9 protein-coding genes and 1 tRNA gene are annotated in these 14,142 nt (G+C 72.0%); 3 read left to right on the top strand and 7 right to left on the bottom strand.

The annotated features are described in order from the left end of the window. Window position 1: 1 nt before the first annotated feature. Genes ACLBKU_RS04140 through ACLBKU_RS04130 form a run of 3 tightly spaced genes read right to left on the bottom strand, consistent with a single transcriptional unit; the run spans window position 2 to window position 5,690 of the window. Window positions 2-3,106 (bottom strand): efflux RND transporter permease subunit, encoded by a 3,105-nt coding sequence (locus ACLBKU_RS04140; RefSeq protein ID WP_410178264.1) that lies wholly within the window; start codon window positions 3,104-3,106, stop codon window positions 2-4. Next, window positions 3,103-4,203 (bottom strand): efflux RND transporter periplasmic adaptor subunit, encoded by a 1,101-nt coding sequence (locus tag ACLBKU_RS04135; protein ID WP_410178263.1) that lies wholly within the window; start codon window positions 4,201-4,203, stop codon window positions 3,103-3,105. Before ACLBKU_RS04135 ends, ACLBKU_RS04140 begins: the two co-directional genes overlap by 4 nt. Further along, on the bottom strand, window positions 4,200-5,690 hold the full coding sequence (locus tag ACLBKU_RS04130; protein ID WP_410178262.1) for a TolC family protein: 1,491 nt from the start codon (window positions 5,688-5,690) through the stop codon (window positions 4,200-4,202). Before ACLBKU_RS04130 ends, ACLBKU_RS04135 begins: the two co-directional genes overlap by 4 nt. Before the next feature lie 84 nt (window positions 5,691-5,774). Here ACLBKU_RS04130 and ACLBKU_RS04125 point away from each other — a divergent pair, with 84 nt between their 5' ends. Further along, window positions 5,775-6,413 carry a TetR/AcrR family transcriptional regulator gene (locus ACLBKU_RS04125; RefSeq protein ID WP_410178261.1) on the top strand — a complete coding sequence of 213 codons (639 nt, stop codon included), beginning with the start codon at window positions 5,775-5,777 and terminating at the stop codon, window positions 6,411-6,413. A 72-nt stretch (window positions 6,414-6,485) separates the two neighbouring features. On the opposite strand, the gene ACLBKU_RS04120 is transcribed toward ACLBKU_RS04125, so the two are convergent. Further along, a complete protein-coding gene (locus tag ACLBKU_RS04120; protein ID WP_410178260.1) occupies window positions 6,486-7,925 on the bottom strand; it encodes a sensor histidine kinase in 1,440 nt (479 codons plus the stop codon). A 9-nt stretch (window positions 7,926-7,934) separates the two neighbouring features. Beyond that, a complete protein-coding gene (locus ACLBKU_RS04115; protein WP_410178259.1) occupies window positions 7,935-8,342 on the bottom strand; it encodes a response regulator in 408 nt (135 codons plus the stop codon). Between the two features lie 234 nt (window positions 8,343-8,576). Between ACLBKU_RS04115 and ACLBKU_RS04110 the strand changes: the two genes are divergently transcribed. Both ACLBKU_RS04110 and ACLBKU_RS04105 read left to right on the top strand, forming a co-directional pair. Then, window positions 8,577-10,943: a TonB-dependent receptor gene (locus ACLBKU_RS04110; RefSeq protein ID WP_410178258.1), complete on the top strand. Its 2,367-nt coding sequence runs from the start codon at window positions 8,577-8,579 to the stop codon at window positions 10,941-10,943. Between the two features lie 71 nt (window positions 10,944-11,014). After that, window positions 11,015-12,721 carry an alkaline phosphatase D family protein gene (locus ACLBKU_RS04105; protein WP_410178257.1) on the top strand — a complete coding sequence of 569 codons (1,707 nt, stop codon included), beginning with the start codon at window positions 11,015-11,017 and terminating at the stop codon, window positions 12,719-12,721. 105 nt (window positions 12,722-12,826) lie between these two features. Here the strand turns inward: ACLBKU_RS04105 and ACLBKU_RS04100 are convergent. Together ACLBKU_RS04100 and ACLBKU_RS04095 are read right to left on the bottom strand one after the other, a co-directional pair. Then, window positions 12,827-12,913, bottom strand: a tRNA-Leu gene (locus ACLBKU_RS04100). A 122-nt stretch (window positions 12,914-13,035) separates the two neighbouring features. Further along, window positions 13,036-14,052: a zinc-ribbon domain-containing protein gene (locus tag ACLBKU_RS04095; protein ID WP_410178256.1), complete on the bottom strand. Its 1,017-nt coding sequence runs from the start codon at window positions 14,050-14,052 to the stop codon at window positions 13,036-13,038. Window positions 14,053-14,142 lie beyond the last annotated feature (90 nt).

The raw sequence follows: 14,142 nt of genomic DNA, 5'->3' as shown, positions 1-14,142 counted from the left end.
ATCAAGGCGCGGTGTGCGGACGGGCCCCGTGCAGCGTCTCCTCCTGTTCGGGCGGAGGGGTGACGAGACGGGCGAGGCGCGGTTTGATGCGCCGTTCGATATCGTCGATGATCTCGTAGACCACCGGCACCAGCACGAGGCTCAGCAGGGTCGAGGAGATCAGCCCGCCGATCACCGCCACCGCCATCGGCTGGCGGAACTCGGCACCCTCGCCGATCGCCAGCGCGGTGGGCAGCATCCCGACCATCATCGCCAGCGTCGTCATGACGATCGGCCGCGCCCGCTCGCGGCAGGCGGCGATGATCGCCTCGCGCTGCGGCATCCCCTCGCGCTCGCGCTCGATCGCGTATTCGACGAGCAGGATCGAGTTCTTGGCGGCAAGCCCGAGCAGCATCAGGAAGCCGATCATCGCCGGAAGGCTCAGCGACAGGCCGGTCGCGAGCAGCGCGAGGAAGGCGCCGCCGACCGACAGCGGCAGGGCGGAGAGGATCGTGACCGGCAGGAAGAAGCTGCGGAACAGGAGGATCAGCACGCCCACGATCAGCAGCACGCCCGAGGCAATCGCGAGACCGAAGTTCTTCTGGAGGTCGGCGAGGTCGGCCGCCTCGCCGTAGACCGCCTGGCGCACGCCTTGCGGCAGGTTCTTCAAGGCGGGCAGCTTGCCGATCGCCTCGAGCGCGGTGCCGAGCTGCGCACCGTTGAGATCGGCCTGCACCGCGATCCGGCGCTCGCGGTCGAAGCGCTGGATCTGCGCCGGGCCGGGCTCGAAGCTGAGGTCCGCCACGGCGGAGAGCGGCGTGGTGCGCCCGTCGCTGGTCGGCACCTGAAGCGCGCCGAGCACTGCAAGGTCGCTCTGCGCCCCCTCGGGCAGGCGGATGCGGATCGGGATGCGGCGCTCGCCTTCCGAGAGCTTGGGGACGTTGGCGTCGATGTCGCCGATGGTCGCGACCCGGACGATTGAGGCGAGCGCGTCCGAGGTGACGTTGAGGCGCGCGGCGTCGTCGGGGCGCGGGCGGACGATCAGCTCGCCGCCCGGCGGCGGGGTGGTGGTGCGCACGTCGCTGATGATCTTGAGCCCGCGCATTTCGCGCTGCACCCGGTCGGCGGCGGCCTGGAGCGCGTCGCCGTCGTTGCCCGCGAGGATGATCTCGACATCGGCGGTGCCCCAGCCGCCCTGGGTGGTCACCCGCGCATCGGGCACGAGGCGCAGGAGGGGGCGGATCTTCTGCTTGAATTCGTCGGTCGAGAGGTCGCGGTCCTTCTTCAGCACCACGGTGATGGTCCCGTCGGTCACGCCTGCACCCCCGAGGTTCGGCCCGGCGCTCGCGGTCGAGCCGACCTGCGCGAAGACATTGGCGACATCGGGCTCGCGGCGCAGGATCGCAGTCGTGTCCTGCACGATCTGCTCCATGTTCCGCGCGGTCGAGCCGGGCGAGCCTTCAAGCTTCAGGTAGAGGAAGCCCGCATCGGTGGTCGGCACGAAGGCGGTCGGCAGCAGCGTCGCGAGGAACAGCGACCCGGCGAAGAATGCCCCGCCGAGGCCGACCGAGAGCCAGCGGTGGTCGAGCGCCCAGTCGAGCGTCCGGCGGTAGCGCCCCGCGAAGGGCTTCGGCTCCGCGTGGCGCTTCTTGTCCTTGAGGAAATAGGCCGCCATCAGCGGGGTCACCAGCCGCGCGACCAGCAGCGAGAACAGCACCGAGACCGCGACCGTCAGGCCGAACTCGCGGAAATACTGCCCCGCCATCCCGCCCATGAAGGACACCGGCACGAACACCACGACGATCGTCATGGTGGTCGCGACCACCGCGAGGCCGATCTCGTCGGCGCCGAGGAAGGCGGCCTTGTAGGGCGGCTCGCCGCGCTCGATGCGCTTCTCGATGTTCTCGACCTCGACGATCGCGTCGTCGACGAGGATGCCGATCACCAGCGTCAGGGCGAGCAGGGTGACGATGTTGAGGCTGAAGCCGAACCACAGCATGAAGGTGAAGGTCGGCACCAGCGAGAGCGGCATGGCGACCGCGGCGATCGCGGTCGCGCGCCAGTCGCGCAGGAACAGGAACACCACCAGCGCGGCGAGCAGCATCCCCTCGATCAGCACGTGCAGCGTCGCCGCGAAGCTCGCGCGGGTCTCGTCGACGGTCGAGACAAGCTTGGTGATGGTGATGTCCTTGCGCTCGGCCTCGAGCTTCTCCAGCGCGGCGATCACCGCGTCCTCGACCGCGACGTCGCTCGCCTGGTTGGTCTTGTTGACCTGGAAGCCGACCACCGGGCGCCCGTCGAGCCGGGCGAAGGCGCGCTGCTCGGCCGCGCCGGGGCCGATCGAGGCGACGTCGGAGAGGCGCACCTGGCGGCCTTGTCCGGTCGGGATGGTGAGCGCGCGCAGCGCCTCGATGGTGTCCGCCTCGCCGAGCACGCGGATGGTCTGCTCGCGCGATCCGACCCGCGCGGTGCCGCCCGGCGCGTCGATGTTGAAGCGGGCGAGCGCCTGGTTGACCTCGGGCGCGGTGAGGCCGAGGCCGCGCAGCCGGTCCAAGTCGAGCGTCACGTTGATCTCGCGGCTGACCCCGCCGATGCGGCTGACCTCGGCGACCCCGGGCAGGCCCTGGAGGCGGCGGGTCAGGTCGTTGTCGATGAACCACGAGAGCTGCTCGGCGGTCATGCCCGGCGCCGCGACCGCCCAGGTGGCGATCGGCGCGTTGGTGACCTCGAGCCGCTCGACGATCGGCTCGTCGATGTCGCGCGGCAGGTTCGCGCGAATCTGCGCGATCCGGGTGCGGACCTCGTCCGTCACCTTCTGTTCGTCCTCGCCGATCTTGAACTCGATGGTGGTGGTCGAGGCGCCGAGCACCACGGTCGACTGCACCGTCTTCACGCCCGCAATGCCCGCCACCGCGTCCTCGACGGGGCGGGTGACCTGCGTCTCGAGCTCGCCGGGCGCGGCGCCGTTCTGGGTGACGGTGACCTGCACGACGGGGAAGCTGACGTCTGGGAACTGCTTGACCGCGAGCAGGGTGTAGGAAGCGATGCCGGCGAGCGCGAGCGCGATGAACAGCACCGCGACGGGGATCGGGTTGCGGATCGCCCAGGCGGAGATGCGCAGGCTCACGGGCGGGGCGCTCCCTTGGCGGGGGTGTCCTTCACGGGCCGCACGATATCGCCCTCGAGCACGAAGGCCGCGCCGCTCAGCAGCACCTGCGTGCCGGGCTTCGGCCCCGCGAGCAGCTCGACATAGCCGCCTGCGCGGGTGCCGGTGCGCACCGCGACGCGCTGGGCGCGGTTGCCGGCGGCGAGGACCATCACCGAGGGGCCCTGCGCGCCGTACTGGATCGCCGCCTCGGGCACGGCGAGGACATTGCGCGCCGCCCCCGCGAAGCGCGCGGTGGCGGTGCCCCCGGCGCGCAGGTCCTCGCGCACCGGCAGGCGGACGCGCACGATGCCGAGCTGGTTCGCCTCCTCGATGCGCGGCTGGATGGTGCGCACCTCGCCCGCGACGAGGCTGCCGTCGGGGAGGGTGACATCGACCTTGGCACCGCGACGGATGCGTGCGAGGTCGGCCTCGGTCACCTCGGCGGCGAGCTCGATGAGGCTGTCGCGGGCGATCCGGAACAGCGGGTCGGTCCCGGCGCCCGAGATGCTCCCCGGCGCGATGCTGCGGGCGATGATCGTGCCGCCGACGGGCGCGCGCAGGGTGAGCCGCGCGCGGCGGGTGGTGAGGTCCCGGAGCTGCGCGCGCGCCGAAGCGAGCGCGGCGTCGCTTTCCCGCTGCGCGATCCGCCGCTGGTCGATCGCCTCCTGCGAGAGGACGCCGCTGCCGTCGAGGCCCTTCACGCGCTCGGCCTCGAGCCGGGTGCGCGCCGCGGTCGCGTCGGCGCGCGCGACCTCGGCGCGGGCGCGGGCGATCTCGCCCTCGATGAGCGCCGGGTCGAGCCGGGCGAGCACCGCCCCGCGGCGCACCACGTCGCCCTCCTCGGCGAGCACCTGCGCGACCCGGTAGCCTGCGAGCTCCGCGCCGACCGCCGCCTCCTCGCGCGGGACGAGCCGGCCCGAGGCGCTGATCGGCACCTCGAGCAGCCGCGTCGTCACCGCGGCGACGCGCACCGCGCGCGCCTGGTCCTGCAGGGTTTCCTCGCGGACCTGGGCGCCGCTGTTGCAGCCTGCGAGCAGAAGAAGCGCGCCGAAGAGGGCGCCGGCACGAAGCGTCATGGGGTGTCCTGTTGCGGGAGAGAGGTGTCGGCGGGGTTCCAGCCGCCGCCCAAGGCATTGAAGACCTGGACCGAGCGGCGCAGCGCCTGGACCTGCGCCTGGATCGCGTTGGTGCGGCTGGCGCGGTAGGCGCGCTCGGCATCGAGCAGCGTCGGGAGGTCGGTCACCCCGCGCGCGTAGAGCTGCTGCGCGGCCGCGAAGGCGCGCTGCGCCCGGACCTCGCCGGCCTTGAGGCTCGTCACCCGGCGGCGGTCGGCGGCGAGGCGGACGAGCGCCTGATCGCTCTCCGAGAAGGCGGTCTGCACGGCCTGCTCGTAGGCGATCACCGCCTGCTCGGTCCGCGCTTCCTGCCCGCGCAGCTGCGCGGCGAGACGCGGGCGGTCGAGGATCGGCGCGGTGAGCCCGGCGGCGATGGTCCACACGAAGCTCGTCGCGTCGAAGATCCCGCCGCGGCTGTCGCTGAGACCGACGCCGGGGTTCAAGGTGAGGCGCGGGAAGAAGGCGAGCTCGTCGAGCCTGAGCCGTCCCGCCGCCGCCGCGAGCCGCGCCTGCGCCTCGCGCACGTCGGGGCGGCGGGCGAGCAGCTCGCCGGGGAGCGCGTCCGGGGTCGCGGGCAGCGCGGCGAGCAGCGGTTCGAGCGGCAGCGCGGCGGTCGGCTCGAAAGGCGTGCCGGTCAGCACCAGCAGCGCGCGGGCATTGGCCTGGAGCTCGGCCTCGAGCCGCGCGACCTCGGCCTCGGCGGCGGCGAGGTCGGCGTCGATCCGCGCGACGTCGGTCTCGGCGGAAAGCCCGCGCTCGGCCCGCGTGAGGGCGGTGGCGCGCAGCTGCTGCTGGATGCGCAGCGTGACCCGCGCATCCTCGAGCTCCAGTGCGAGCCCGCGCGCGGCGAACAGCGCATCGGCGACCTGCGCGGCGAGGCTCGCGCGGCTCGCCTCGAAGGCGAAGCGCTCGGCGGCAAGGGTCGCGTCGGCCTCGCGCCGCGCCGCGCCCTGACGCCCGAACAGGTCGATCTCCCACGAGACGTCGAAGCCGATGTTGCCCGACTTGACGAGGCCCTGCTGGACGAAGGGGTTCTGGTCGTCCTGCCCCGGCGTGCCGGGCGCGCTGCCGAGCCCCGAGTCGCCGCCGCGCAGGATGCTGGTGTCCTGCCCCTGTGCGCCGACCTGGAGATTGCCCTGCGGCCCGTAGTCGGTGAGCGCGCCGCGGCGGATCGCCCGCGCCTCCCGAAGGCGCGCCGCGGCGGCACGCGCGTCGGTGCCGCGGGCGAGCGCGGTCTCGATCAGGCCTGCGAGCTGCGGGTCCTCATAGGCGAGCCACCAGCGGTCGAGCGCGGCTGCCGGCAGCGCGCCGCGCTCGCCCTCGAAGGCGCCGGGCACCGCCACCTCGGCGGGGCGAATCGGTCCCGCCGAGACGCAGCCCGCGAGCAGCAGCGCCGCGCCGAGAACGGCGAAGCTGGCGGGGTGCCGGCGGGGGAGGAGAGGGGGCATGTCTTATTTCTTTAATGGAACGGATACGTGCCGTTTCATAGCGGCTTCCCTTCGCGACGCAAGCGGTTTAGTGGTGCATCCGTGATGTCACTGTGCTCGATCCAGGTCCGCGTCGGTCGTCCTCGTTCCGACGAATCCGCCCAGCTCACCGACAAGGTGCTGGACACCGCGATGCGGCTCTTCGCCGAGCGGGGCTACGAGGCGACCTCGATCGCGGCGATCGCGGGCGAGGCGCGGGTCGGCAAGCACACGATCTACCGCCGCTACCCGGACAAGGCTTCGCTCTTCAGAGCCTGCGTCGATCGCACCATGCTCACCATCGTCGAGGCGCGCGCCGGCGAGGACGGCGAGAGCGGTGGACCGCTCGACCGGCTGAAGGCCATCGTGCTGCGCGCGGCGCAGGTGGCGGTCGATCCGCAGATGGTCGCGCTCTACCGCATGTCGATCGCCGAGGCGCTGCGCTTCCCCGAGATCGCCTCGATCTTCAGCGACCCGGCGCGCGACCCGCTGATCGCGCGCTGCGCGCAGCTGGTCGGGGAGGCGCAGGAGCAGGGGGCGATCCGCCCCGAGGACCCCTGGCAGCTCGCCGAACTGCTGATCGAGATGACCGCCGGCATCCTCATGCAGTGGTGCGTCGTGGGACGCGACACCGGCCCGGACGATGTCGCGCCCTGGGTCGAGTGCAGCTGGCGCCTGTTCCTCGAGGGCGCCGCGCCGCGCTGACGCGCACGCGCGGCGCTCAGGCCTCCTCGCCAAGGCTCGGCGCGAGGACCGCGATCAGCGGAAAGGCGCCGTTCACGCGCGTCCCGGCTCGACCGCGTTGCCGAGCGGGGCGGTGACGCGGCAGGTGAGGCCGTCGGCCTCGAAGCGGAGCTCCGCGCTCCCGTCGAGCTCGGCGGCGAGCGCGAGCTGGATCATCCGTGTGCCGAATCCGGGCTGGCGCACCTCGGGCGGCGGCGGGCCGCCGCGCTCCACCCACGAGAACACGAAGGTCTCGCCCTCGAGCCCCCAGTTGACCGCCACCCGCCCGGTCTCGACGCTCAGGCTCCCGTATTTCATCGCATTGGTGCCGAGCTCGTGCAGCGCCATGCTGAGCGAGACCGCGGGCTTGGGCTTCATCTGGAGGTCGGGCCCCGCGACGGCGACGCGGCTCTCCGCGACGCCGAGCGCCTTCAGCGCGCCGTCGACCAGCTCGGTGATGGCGATCGACTGCCAGCTCTCCTTGGTCAGCAGGTCGTGCGCCGTGGCGAGCGCCACCAGCCGCTGCTCGAAGGAGGCGCGCGCAGCGTCGAGCGGCAGGGCCGAGCGCAGGGTCTGGTGCGCCAGCGACTGCACCACCGCGAGGGTGTTCTTCACCCGGTGGTTCAATTCGTTGATGAGCAGCTCGCGGCGCTCCTCGGCGCGCTTTTCCTCGGTGATGTCCTGGACGATCCCGACCCAGCGGTAGGGCCGCCCCGCCTCGTCGCGTTCGAGCTGGCCGATGTCGCGGATCCAGCGCACCTCGCCGTCGCTGCGCCTGACCCGGTAATGGGTCTCGCGCCGCGGGCTGCCCTCGCGGATCGCGCGGGTGGTGGCGATCACGTCCTCCATGTCCTCGGGCAGGACCGGGGCGATGATCTCCTTGAAGGTGTAGTTGCGCCCCGGCGGCAGGCCGATCAGCCGCAGCATACCCTCGGACTGGGTCCCGCCGCTGCCGTCCATGAACCACTCGTAGCTGCCCACGCCGCCGGCTTCCTGCGAGCGCCTGAGGCGGCTCTCGCTCTCGCGCAGCGAGGCCTCGGCCTGCTTCTTCTCGGTGATGTCGATGACCACCCCGGTCGAGCGGACGTGCCCGCTCGCGGTGTGGGTGAAATGGCCGAAGGTCTGGAGCCAGACGACCGCGCCGTCGTCGGCCCTCACGATCCGGTACTCCGCCTGCCACGCCCCGCCGCGCGCCGCGGCGGCGGCGTGCTCCGCGGCGATGCGCGCGCGGTCGGCCTCGTGGATGCGCTCCGACCAGGCCTCGAGCCGCGCCGCGCCGTCGGGGGTCGGTTCCATCCCGAGGAGCGCGAAGGCGCGCGGCGACCAGTAGCCGTGGCCGCTTGCGATATCGAGGTCGTAGGTGCCGACCCCGGCGCCCTCGGTCGCGAGCAGGAGCCGCTCGTGTGCGACCGCGGGGTCGTCCGCAGGCCGGGGCGGTGCGGGGTGGCGGCCGGCGTTGGTGCCGCCGCCTGATGACGGGCGCTCGCGGGTCATCGCGGCGGGTCAGGACCGGGGCGGCGGCGCGTCGTCGCCGCCCGGGCGCGGTTCCACCTCGCGGAACATGACGTCGAGCGACCGCGCCAGCGCCGTCGTCCCGTAGGGCTTCTGGAGCACCGCCATGTCGGCGAACTCCTCGGGGATCGCGGCGCCGCCGTAGCCGGTCGCGAAGCAGCAGGGAATCCCGCGCGCGCGCAACTCGCGGGCGACGGGGAAGCTCAACCCGTCGCCGAGGTTCACGTCGAGCACCACCCCGTCGAAGCCGCCCGCGCCGATCACCGCGGAGACCTGCTTGAACGAACGGGCCGGACCGACGGGAATCGCGCCGAGCTCCCCCAGCATGTCGGCGACCATGAGGGCGACCAGCGGCTCGTCGTCCGCCACGAGGATGCGCCTGTTGGTGAAAGACGTCACGAAAGGCCCCTGCCCTAAAGCGGCCCCGATCGGCGGCCCCGTGCGCGACCCTCGGCGGTTCCCTGCCCTGCCACATTATCCCAGATCAGGATCGCGGGGGTTTGTGTCGCCGGCGCAACGTCCTGAAATCGTCATGCGCGCGTCGCCGAGGTGCAACCGAAATCTCACCGAACCGCAACATCGCGGGACTAGGCGCTGCCGCGGCAACCACAACCAAGCCAGGGGCACAGCACAATGAAATCCTCGATCCTGCGTCACGCTTTCCTCTCCAGTGCCGCGATCATCGGCCTCGCGATCCCCGCGCAGGCCTTCGCCGCCGAGGCCGAAACCGCCGAGACGACCGCCGTCGCCGCGGCCGCCGATGCCGAGACCGCCGAGACGACCGACGGCGGCGAGATCATGGTCTACGGCAAGGGCGAAGTGCGCCAGGTGACCGAGATCGGCGCCGCCGACATCGCGCTCACCACCGCCGGCTCGAGCCCCTTTATCGCGCTGCGCAAGCTGCCCGGCGTCAACTTCCAGTCGGCCGACCCCTTCGGCACCTATGAATGGTCGACCCGCATCACCCTGCGCGGCTTCAACCAGAACCAGCTGGGCTTCACGCTCGACGGCGTGCCGCTCGGCGACATGAGCTACGGCAACACCAACGGCCTCCACATCAGCCGCGCGATCATCGCCGACAACATCGGCGAGACCCGCGTGAGCCAGGGTGCGGGCGCGCTCGGCACCGCCTCGACCTCGAACCTCGGCGGGACGATCGAGTTCTTCAGCCGCGATCCGCAGGACGAGCTCGGCATCGCCGGCAACGCGACCTACGGCGACAGCAACACCTTCCGCGTCTTCGGCGCGCTCGACACCGGCGATCTCGGCGGGCTCAAGGCCTATATCAGCGCCGCGCATATCGACGCCGACAAGTGGAAGGGCTTCGGCACCCAGCGCTCGACCCAGGTCAACGCCAAGCTGGTCGCGGACCTGAGCCCCTCCACCACCTTCACCGCCTTCGTCAACTTCTCCGACCGCAAGGAGAGCGACTACCAGGACCTCAGCCTCGAGATGATCAACCGGCTGGGCTATGACTGGGACAACATCTCGAACGACTGGCCGCTGGCGGTGCGTCTCGCCTTCATCGGCGCGAACCGGAGCGCCGCCGGGTTGTCGGGCGGCACCGGCGTCGTGGTCGGTCCCAACACCTTCGGAACCGCCTGGCCCGCGCCGATCACCTCGGTCGACGATGCCTATTTCGACGCCGCCGGCCTGCGCCGCGACTGGCTCGCGAGCGGGCGGATCGACCAGCAGTTCGGCGAGGCGGTGAGCGCGGGCCTCCAGGTCTACTACCACACCAACAAGGGCCAGGGCTCGTGGATCACGCCCTATGTCGCCAGCCCGAGCGGCGGCCTGCCGATCAGCTTCCGCACCACCGAATACGAGATCGAGCGCCTCGGCGTGCTCGGCAACCTCGAGGCCGAACTGGGCGCGCACACGCTGCGGCTCGACCTGTGGTACGAGAACAACGACTTCGAGCAGGCGCGCCGCTTCTACGACATGGGCTCCAGCCTGACCGTGCCGGGACGCAGCGCGCTCGACTACCAGTCGAACCCGTTCTTCACCCAGTGGAACAACGCCTACAACACCAAGACCTTCCAGTATGCGGTGCAGGACCAGTGGGAGATTTCGGACGCCTTCACCGTCACCGCCGGGTTCAAGGGCCAGTCGGTGAAGCTCGAGGCCACCCCGATCAACCCCACCCCGGGCCCGCTCGCGCTCGGGGAGATCAAGTCGGAGGATCTGTTCCTCCCGCAGGTCGGCGTGCTCTACAAGCTCGCCGGCGGAGCTGAGCTCTTCGCGAGCTTCACCCAGAACCAGCGCGCCTTCACCGCCGCTGCGACCACCGGTCCCTTCGCGACCTCGGCCGCGGGCTTCGCCGCGCTGCGTGACCGGATCGAGCCGGAAAAGACCGACACCTTCGAAGGCGGCTTCCGCTTCGGCGAGGGTCAGTTCTCGGGCGTGATCGCTGCCTACCTCGTCAATTTCTCGAACCGCCTGCTCGCCATCCCGCAGGGCCCGGGCATCGTCGGCAACGCCGCGCTGCTCTCGAACGTCGGCGACGTGCGCTCGGTGGGTGCGGAGATCGGGGTGCAGTGGCAGCCGGTGTCGGCCTTCACCGTCACCGCGAGCTACGCCTACAACGACAACACCTACCGCGACGACGTGATCAACCAGTCGGGCACCGTGGTGCAGCGCACCAAGGGCAAGACCGTGGTCGACAGCCCCGAGAGCATCGCCAACCTCGAACTCGCCTATGACGACGGCCAGTTCTACGCGCGGGCCAACGGCAACTACACCTCCGAGCGGTTCTTCACCTATTCGAACGACCGCTCGGTCGAGGGCCGCGTGCTCGTCGACGCGCTGATCGGCTTCCGCCTCAAGAGCGACAACCGCTTCCTCGACGGGCTGGCCATCGAGGGGACCGTCACCAACCTCTTCGACGAGGAATATGTCGGCACGATCGGCTCGAACGGCTTCGGCTTCTCGGGCGACAACCAGACCCTGCTCGCGGGCGCGCCGCAGCAGTTCTTCGTGACCCTGCGCAAGGGCTTCTGAGCCCGCGAGGCCGGCCCGGCAGGCGCGTCCTGCCGGGCCGGCCCTCCTGCTTTCGCGACGAGGCCCCAGCCGTGATCCGCAACCCCCTCGACAGGCCCGTCTCGCGCCGCACCACGCTCGGCACGCTTGCCGCGGGGAGCGCCGTCCTGACCCTGCCCGCGACCGCTGCCGATGTCCCGCAGGACGGCCCGTTCCACCACGGCGTCGCGAGCGGCGATCCCGATGCGGAGAGCCTCGTGCTGTGGACCCGGGTCACCACTTCGGGCGAGGCGCGGGTGACCGCGGAGATCGCCCGCGACCCGCACTTCGCCGAGATCGCCGCCCGCGCCGAACTCGCGACGGGCCCGGAGCGCGATCACACCGTCAAGTGGCTCGCCACCGGGCTCGCTGCGGGCGAAACCTATCACTACCGCTTCCGCCTCGGCAGCGCGGTCTCCCCCGTCGGCCGCGCGCGCACCCTGCCGACCGGGCGGCTCGACCGGCTCGGCATCGCCCTCGCCTCGTGCTCGAACTTCGCCTTCGGCCACTTCAACGCCTACGACGCGATCGCCCATGACCCGGCGGTCGATTTCGTCCTCCACACCGGCGACTACATCTACGAATACGGGCACGACGAGTGGGGCGACGCGACCGCGCGCGGGCTCGGGCGGCGGCACGATCCGCCCCGCGAGATCGTCAGCCTCGCCGACTACCGCCGCCGCCACGCGCAATACAAGACCGACGCCGGCGCGCAGGCGATGCACGCCGCGCACACCTTCCTCGCCTGCTGGGACGATCACGAGAGCGCCAACAACCCCTGGACCGGCGGCGCGCAGAACCACCAGAGCGCCACGGAAGGCGGTTGGCAGGCCCGCCGCGACGCCTCGATCCGCGCCTATTACGAGTGGATGCCGGTCCGCGAACCCGAATGGCTCGCCCGCCCCGGCGCCACCCGGATCGAGTTCTGGCGCAGCTACAGCTTCGGCGACCTCGCGACCCTCGCGACGCTCGAGACCCGCCACACCGCGCGCGCCGAGCAGATCGACTACGCGCCGATTCTGGGCAAAGCGGGCGACGCTGCGGCAGTCGCGGCCTTTCGCCGCGACGTGCTGGGCGCGCCCGGCCGGCGGATGATCTCGGCGGAATGCGAGGCGGACCTTTCGCGCAGCCTCGCTGCATCGGTCGCGGCCGGGCAGCCGTGGCGGCTGATCGGCAACGCCATCCCGATCGCGCGCACCGACGTGCCCGACCTCGTGGCGCTCGGCGTCCTCCCCGATCCCGACGCGCCCGGCGCGCCCTTCACCGGCGCGGCGCTCGAGAATGCGCGCCAGCTCGCCGCCAAGGGGCGCGCGGGCCTGCCCTTCTACCCCGACACCTGGGACGGCTACCCCTGGGCGCGCGAACGCCTCTACGACCTCGCGCGGGAGGCGGGGGCGGCGGACCTCGTGTTCCTCACCGGCGACAGCCACAGTTTCTGGGCCAACAGCCTCAAGGACGCCGCGGGCCGCCCGGTCGGGGTCGAGCTCGGCACCGCCGGGATCACCTCGCCCGGCGACTTCGTCGACAGCGGCTTCGGCGAGGCGCTGTCACGCGCGCTCGACACGGCCTTCGCCGAGCACGTCCGCGAGGTCGCGTGGACCGACAACATGCACCAGGGCTATGTCCGCCTCGACATGGCGCGCGAGGCGGCGACGGCGAGTTTCGTCGCGGTCGACACAATCGCCAGCCGCGCCTACCGCCCCTTCATCGTCAACCGCGTCGGCATCGCGCGGGCGGACGGGAGCCTCGGCTTCATCTGATCCGGCCCGAGGCGGCAGCGGACAGCGGAATCCCGCAGCGGCCACGCCGCTCGCGAAGGCCGGCGCGCCCGAAGGCGAGAAATCGCGATTTCCTCGGAGTAAGATTGGTGCGGTCGAGAAGACTCGAACTTCCACGGGCTTTCGCCCACAACGACCTCAACGTTGCGCGTCTACCAGTTCCGCCACGACCGCACTCGGGGTTTGCCGGGGCTGCCAGAAAGGCGGCCCCGCGGTAGGAGCGCGCCCCTAGCAAGGGGCCGGGACCTGCGCAAGGGCTTAAACGCCGCCTCCGGGAAAGAGGCCGAAAAGGGAGCCTAGCGCGGCGCCCAGCCGAGCGCGGCCTCCGCTGCGCCGGGCGGAATGTTGGCGATCGCCTCGGTCACCGTCACGGTCTCGCCCGGCGCGAGGCGGCGCTTGGCGGGGCGCACCACCCAGTCGCCGACATTGCGCTCGCGCCGGTCGCTGAACACCACGAGCAGATCGGGCACGTCGAGGCTCTCGCTCGCGGTGTTGGTGATGGTGCCGCGCACGCGGAAGATCTCCTCGCCGTTCTCGAGCGATTCCTTGCCCATCTGCGCCTTGGGGAAGTCGAGCGTGAGCCCGGGCTGGCCGACCCCGAAGGTCGGGCGCTGGATCGGCAGCCAGTCGGGCGGGCCGTACTGGTTGATCGCGAAGACCCCCGCCCCGGCGAGCGCGGCGAAGAGCACTACCGCGATCCACCACAGCCGCAGGGTGTTGCGCGGGCGGGTGAAGGGCGCGCGGTAATCGAACTGCGAGCCGCCGTCCTCGTCGAAGTCGCCCTCGTCCTCGGCATAGCCCGCGCCGTCCCCGGCGAGCGGCGCGTCCGGAAAGGCGGCCGGCGGGTCGTCGAACACCGGGGGCGGCGGGGGAGGGGGCGGCGGAGGAGGCGGAGGCGGCGGAGGCGCGCCGGCCTCGCCCGGCACGCCGAGACCGCGGCGCAGCGCGCGCGCGGCGAGCGGGGCGTCGTCCTCGCCGTAGTTGCGCGGCTCGGCGGAGGGCGGCGCAGGCTCGGGCCGGGGCTCCGGTTCGGGGGTGCGCCAGTGGCTCACCGAGGGCGCCGCGGCAGGCGGCTCGGCGGCGGGCCGCGGCGTCGGAGCGGCCGCGGGCGGAGGCGTCGGCGTGCGAACCGGAGGCGGCGGCGGCGGCGGCGCTGCCTCGGGCGCGGGGGCCGGGGTGGTCAGTTCGAGCTCGCCCGGCTCCTGGAACCAGCTGTGCTTGCACTTGGCGCAGCGCACGGTGCGCCCCTCGTTGCCGATCGCGGCATCGGGCACGGCGTAACGGGTGCCACAGGCTGGGCAGGCGATGATCATTGCACATCAGGTGATAGTCTTCGCTCTCCCGCGCACAAGAGCGCGGGCCGCCGGGCGTCCGATTTGTGACGCGTTTTCCACATTGCGCAG

It is taken from the genome of Erythrobacter sp. NE805 (genome assembly GCF_046452355.1).
Taxonomy (GTDB): domain Bacteria; phylum Pseudomonadota; class Alphaproteobacteria; order Sphingomonadales; family Sphingomonadaceae; genus Erythrobacter.
This window is presented reverse-complemented; position numbering and strand designations above follow the sequence as displayed.

Coding starts and splice junctions, on each gene's coding strand:
- ACLBKU_RS04095 (WP_410178256.1), bottom strand. CDS start 14,052: ATGATCATCGCCTGCCCAGCCTGTGGCACCCGTTACGCCGTGCCCGAT.
- ACLBKU_RS04110 (WP_410178258.1), top strand. CDS start 8,577: ATGAAATCCTCGATCCTGCGTCACGCTTTCCTCTCCAGTGCCGCGATC.
- ACLBKU_RS04120 (WP_410178260.1), bottom strand. CDS start 7,925: ATGACCCGCGAGCGCCCGTCATCAGGCGGCGGCACCAACGCCGGCCGC.
- ACLBKU_RS04135 (WP_410178263.1), bottom strand. CDS start 4,203: ATGACGCTTCGTGCCGGCGCCCTCTTCGGCGCGCTTCTTCTGCTCGCA.
- ACLBKU_RS04130 (WP_410178262.1), bottom strand. CDS start 5,690: ATGCCCCCTCTCCTCCCCCGCCGGCACCCCGCCAGCTTCGCCGTTCTC.
- ACLBKU_RS04125 (WP_410178261.1), top strand. CDS start 5,775: ATGTCACTGTGCTCGATCCAGGTCCGCGTCGGTCGTCCTCGTTCCGAC.